This window comes from Streptomyces fuscigenes (genome assembly GCF_021556455.1).
Classification (GTDB): Bacteria; Actinomycetota; Actinomycetes; order Streptomycetales; family Streptomycetaceae; genus Streptomyces; species Streptomyces fuscigenes.
In genome coordinates, this window is the sequence record NZ_JAKGCV010000442.1 from 1 (window position 1) to 4,491 (window position 4,491).

General features: G+C 73.7%; 4 protein-coding genes. 2 read left to right on the forward strand and 2 right to left on the reverse strand.

Annotated elements, in window-relative coordinates; translation table 11 throughout:
• On the reverse strand, positions 1-147 hold a 147-nt coding region (locus L1885_RS24225), incomplete at its 3' end, for an acyl-CoA carboxylase epsilon subunit (RefSeq protein WP_235799293.1).
• Between the two features lie 11 nt (positions 148-158).
• Positions 159-1,772, reverse strand: a complete 1,614-nt coding sequence (locus tag L1885_RS24230; protein ID WP_235799290.1) for an acyl-CoA carboxylase subunit beta — start codon at positions 1,770-1,772, stop codon at positions 159-161.
• 98 nt (positions 1,773-1,870) lie between these two features.
• Here L1885_RS24230 and L1885_RS24235 point away from each other — a divergent pair, with 98 nt between their 5' ends.
• Positions 1,871-2,770 (forward strand): biotin--[acetyl-CoA-carboxylase] ligase, encoded by a 900-nt coding sequence (locus tag L1885_RS24235; protein ID WP_235799291.1) that lies wholly within the window; start codon positions 1,871-1,873, stop codon positions 2,768-2,770.
• 236 nt (positions 2,771-3,006) lie between these two features.
• A complete protein-coding gene (locus L1885_RS24240) occupies positions 3,007-4,428 on the forward strand; it encodes an adenylate/guanylate cyclase domain-containing protein (protein WP_235799292.1) in 1,422 nt (473 codons plus the stop codon).
• Positions 4,429-4,491 lie beyond the last annotated feature (63 nt).

The window sequence follows — 4,491 nt, forward strand, 5'->3', positions numbered from 1 at the left end:
CCGCGCCGGGGCCGACCACTCCTCGTCCGGGGGCCGCGGGGCGGCGAGGTCCGCCGCCCCGGCCGCGCCCGCGGCACGCGCCTGCACCACCGCGACGGCCGCCGCCAGTTCCTCGGGCGTCGGGTTGCCCCGTACCACCTTGATCATCGAGCGGCCTCCTAGAGCGGGATGTTGCCGTGCTTCTTCGGCGGCAGCGACTCGCGCTTCGTGCGCAACTGCCGCAGGCCCTTCACCACGTGCGCCCGGGTGTCCGACGGCATGACGACCGCGTCCACGTAGCCGCGCTCGGCCGCCACGTAGGGATTGAGGAGCGTGTCCTCGTACTCCTCGATCAGCTCCGCGCGGCGCGCCTCCTGCGCGGCCGGGTCGCCGGCCTCGGCGATGGTGCGGCGGTGCAGGATGCCCACCGCGCCCTGGGCGCCCATCACCGCGATCTGCGCCGTGGGCCACGCCAGGTTCAGGTCCGCGCCGAGGTGCTTGGAGCCCATCACGTCGTACGCGCCGCCGAACGCCTTGCGGGTGATCACCGTGATCAGCGGCACCGTGGCCTCGGCGTACGCGAAGATCAGCTTGGCGCCGCGCCGGATGATGCCGCCGTACTCCTGGTCCACGCCCGGCAGGAAGCCCGGCACGTCGACGAACGTCAGCACCGGGACGTTGAACGCGTCGCAGGTGCGCACGAAACGGGCGGCCTTCTCGCTCGCGTTGATGTCCAGGCAGCCCGCCAGCTGCGTCGGCTGGTTCGCGACGACACCCACCGGGTAGCCCTCGACGCGGCCGAAGCCCGTGACGATGTTCGGCGCGAACATCGCCTGCGTCTCCAGGAACTCCCCGTCGTCCAGGACGTGCTCGACGGCGGTGCGCATGTCGTACGGCTGGTTCGCCGAGTCCGGGATCAGCGCGTCGAGCTCCCGGTCCTCGTCGCTCACCTCGAGCGACGCCTCCTCGGGGAAGGCCGGCGCCTCGGAGAGGTTGTTGGACGGCAGGTACGACAGGAGCGACTTCACGTACTCCATCGCGTCCTTCTCGTCACCGGCCATGTGGTGCGCGACGCCCGACGTCGTGTTGTGCGTGCGGGCGCCGCCCAGCTCCTCGAAGCCCACGTCCTCGCCGGTCACCGTCTTGATGACGTCGGGGCCCGTGATGAACATGTGCGACGTCTGATCCACCATCACGGTGAAGTCGGTGATGGCCGGCGAGTACACCGCGCCGCCCGCGCACGGGCCCACGATCACGCTGATCTGCGGCACCACGCCCGATGCGTGGACGTTCCGCCGGAAGATCTCCGCGAACAGGCCGAGCGCGACCACGCCTTCCTGGATGCGGGCACCGCCGCCGTCGTTGATGCCGATGACGGGGCAGCCGGTCTTCGTCGCGAAGTCCATGACCTTGACGATCTTCTCGCCGTAGACCTCGCCCAGCGACCCGCCGAAGACGGTGAAGTCCTGCGAGTACACGCAGACCGGGCGGCCATCGACCGTGCCGTAGCCGGTGACGACCCCGTCGCCGTACGGCCGCTTCTTGTCGATGCCGAAGTTCGTCGAGCGGTGGCGGGCGAACTCGTCCAGCTCGACGAACGATCCCTCGTCCATCAGCAGGTCGATCCGCTCACGCGCCGTCAGCTTGCCTTTCGCGTGCTGCTTCTCCACCGCGACCGACGTGCCCGCGTGCGTGGCCTCCTCGATCCGCCGTCGCAGATCGGCGATCTTTCCCGCGGTGGTGTGCAGGTCGGGTCCCGCATCGGCCGCGGTCTTCTGGTCCGGCTCGGTCATCGGCAACGACTCCTACTGATCCGTAGCTTTGTTTCCGTAGCGTATCGGCGCCCCTACGGTTCGGCGGTGCGGCGTTTGCCACACATAGTGTGGCCCGCATGACGCAGCACAACACCCCAGGAAGCCGCTGGTCCGATCTCGACCGCCCCCCGCTGAACGCGGAGGGGCTGCACAGGGCCCTGATCAGGCCGGGGAGCCTGTGGACCTCGCTGGACGTGGTCGACGCCACCGGCTCGACCAACACGGACCTGGCGGCCCGCGTGAGCGGTGTCACCGCCGCCTCGGGCCCCACGGGCGGCCCCGCGGCCGCCGAGGGAGCCGTGCTGGTGGCCGAGGAGCAGACCGCGGGCCGCGGCCGCCTCGACCGCACCTGGAGTGCCCCGGCCCGCTCCGGGCTGTTCTTCTCGCTGCTGCTGCGCCCCGGGGACGACGTGCCCGTCGAGCGCTGGGGCTGGCTGCCGCTGCTGACCGGGGTCGCCGTCGCGACGGGCCTCGCGCGCGCCGCCGGCGTCGACACCTCCCTCAAATGGCCCAACGACCTCCTGGTCGCCGTGAACGGTGAGGAGCGCAAGGCCGGCGGCATCCTCGCGGAGCGTGCGGGCACCGACGCCGTGGTGGTCGGCGTCGGGCTCAACGTGAGCCTGCGCGCCGACGAACTGCCCGTGCCCACCGCCGGCTCCCTGGCGCTCGCCGACGCGCTGTCGTTGGACCGCGAGACGCTGCTGCGGGCGGTACTGCGCTCGATCGAGCAGTGGTACGGGGACTGGCGGGCGGCCGGCGGGGACCCGGCCGCCTCCCGGCTCCAGGAGGCGTACGCGGCGGGGTGCGCGACCCTCGGCCGCAGTGTCCGGGCGGAGCTGCCCGGCGGACGGCAGGTGACCGGGGAGGCCGTCGCGCTGGACGGCGACGGGCGGCTGGTGATCGCCACGGAGGGCGGCGGCCGGGAGCCGGTCGCGGCGGGCGACATCGTGCACCTGCGGACGGCCGACGCGGACTGACCCGGGCCGGGGGCCGGGCGCGTCGCGCACGGGGGCGACGGCGCGAGGAACGGGCCGGCCGGGCGGGAGGAACAGGGCCGGTCGGGCGGGAGAAACAGCCCTGGTCGGGCGGGAGGCATGGGGTCGGCCGGGCGGGACGTGAGCCACGGCACACCTGCCGTATCGTTGAGGCAGTTCACGAAGATCGGTCACAGGATCGGCAGGACAGTGCGCAGGGAACGGGCAGGAGGCGGCTGGTGACCGTCGACGACACGAATTCCGGCGCGGACGACCCGCACCCCACGCCGGACGCCGCCGCCGACCAGCCGCCCCCTCGGGAGCCGCTGGGCGGGTCCTCCGACCGTTCCCGGGGCGCCCGCCGGGACTCCGGCTCCTCCAGGGATCCGGCTGACGACGCGCCGGAACCGGACGGGGCGGACCCGTCCGGCGGCCCGGACCCGTCCGGGGAAGCCGATCCGGCGGAGGGCGGGGACCCGGCGGACGGCACGGGCGCCGAGCGGGCGGCGCAGGGCCAGGACCGGCCGGAGCGGGCGGCGGCGGGCTCCGAGCACGCGCACCCCGACCGGCATACGACGCACCACCTCGTGGAGCACACGGCGGAACCCACCGACAACCCGCTCGCCATCCGCCTGGAGCACCTCATCCTGGGCGCCGAGCGGCAGTACACCCCCTTCCAGGCGGCCCGCACGGCCGGCGTCTCCATGGACCTCGCCTCCCGCTTCTGGCGCGCGATGGGGTTCGCGGACATCGGCCAGGCCAAGGCCCTCACCGAGGCCGACGTGCTGGCGCTGCGGCGCCTCGCGGGCCTCGTCGAGGCCGGCCTGCTGAGCGAGCCGATGGCCGTGCAGGTCGCCCGTTCCACGGGCCAGACCACGGCGCGCCTCGCCGAGTGGCAGATCGACTCCTTCCTGGAGGGGCTGACCGAGCCGCCGGAACCGGGCATGACCCGCACCGAGGTCACGTATCCGCTGGTCGAGCTGCTGCTGCCGGAGCTGGAGGAGTTCCTCGTGTACGTGTGGCGGCGCCAGCTCGCCGCCGCGACCGGGCGGGTCGTGCAGGCCGGGGACGACGAGGAGATGGTCGACCGCAGGCTGTGCGTCGGCTTCGCCGACCTCGTCGGCTTCACCCGGCTGACGAGACGCCTGGAGGAGGAGGAGCTGGGCGAGCTGGTCGAGGCGTTCGAGACGACGTCCGCCGACCTGGTCGCCGCCCACGGCGGGCGCCTGATCAAGACCCTCGGCGACGAGGTCCTCTTCGCGGCCGACGACGCGGGCATCGCCGCCGAGATCGCGCTGCGGCTGATCGAGACGATGACCCACGACGAGACGATGCCGGCGCTGCGCGTGGGCATCGCGTTCGGCACGGTCACGACGCGCATGGGCGACGTCTTCGGCACGACGGTCAACCTGGCCAGCCGGCTCACGTCGATAGCGCCCCGGGACACCGTCCTCGTGGACGGCGCCCTCGCCGAGGAGCTGATCCGCACCGGCGAGGCGCCCGAGTCCGAGGCCCTGGCGGCGGAGGAGGCCGCCAGGGCCGACGGGAAGGGCGGGGCGCTCCCGGCGTACCGCTTCGGCCTCCAGCCGATGTGGCAGCGGCCGGTGCGCGGACTCGGCGTGGTCGAGCCCTGGCTGCTCGCGCGGCGCACCCCGTCCTGAGACGGGCAGCGGCGTCGGCGCGGGCCCAGGGCGCCGCGCCGCTTCCGCGGGCGCCCGGCCCCG

Coding starts and splice junctions, on each gene's coding strand:
- L1885_RS24230 (WP_235799290.1), bottom strand. CDS start 1,772: ATGACCGAGCCGGACCAGAAGACCGCGGCCGATGCGGGACCCGACCTG.
- L1885_RS24235 (WP_235799291.1), top strand. CDS start 1,871: ATGACGCAGCACAACACCCCAGGAAGCCGCTGGTCCGATCTCGACCGC.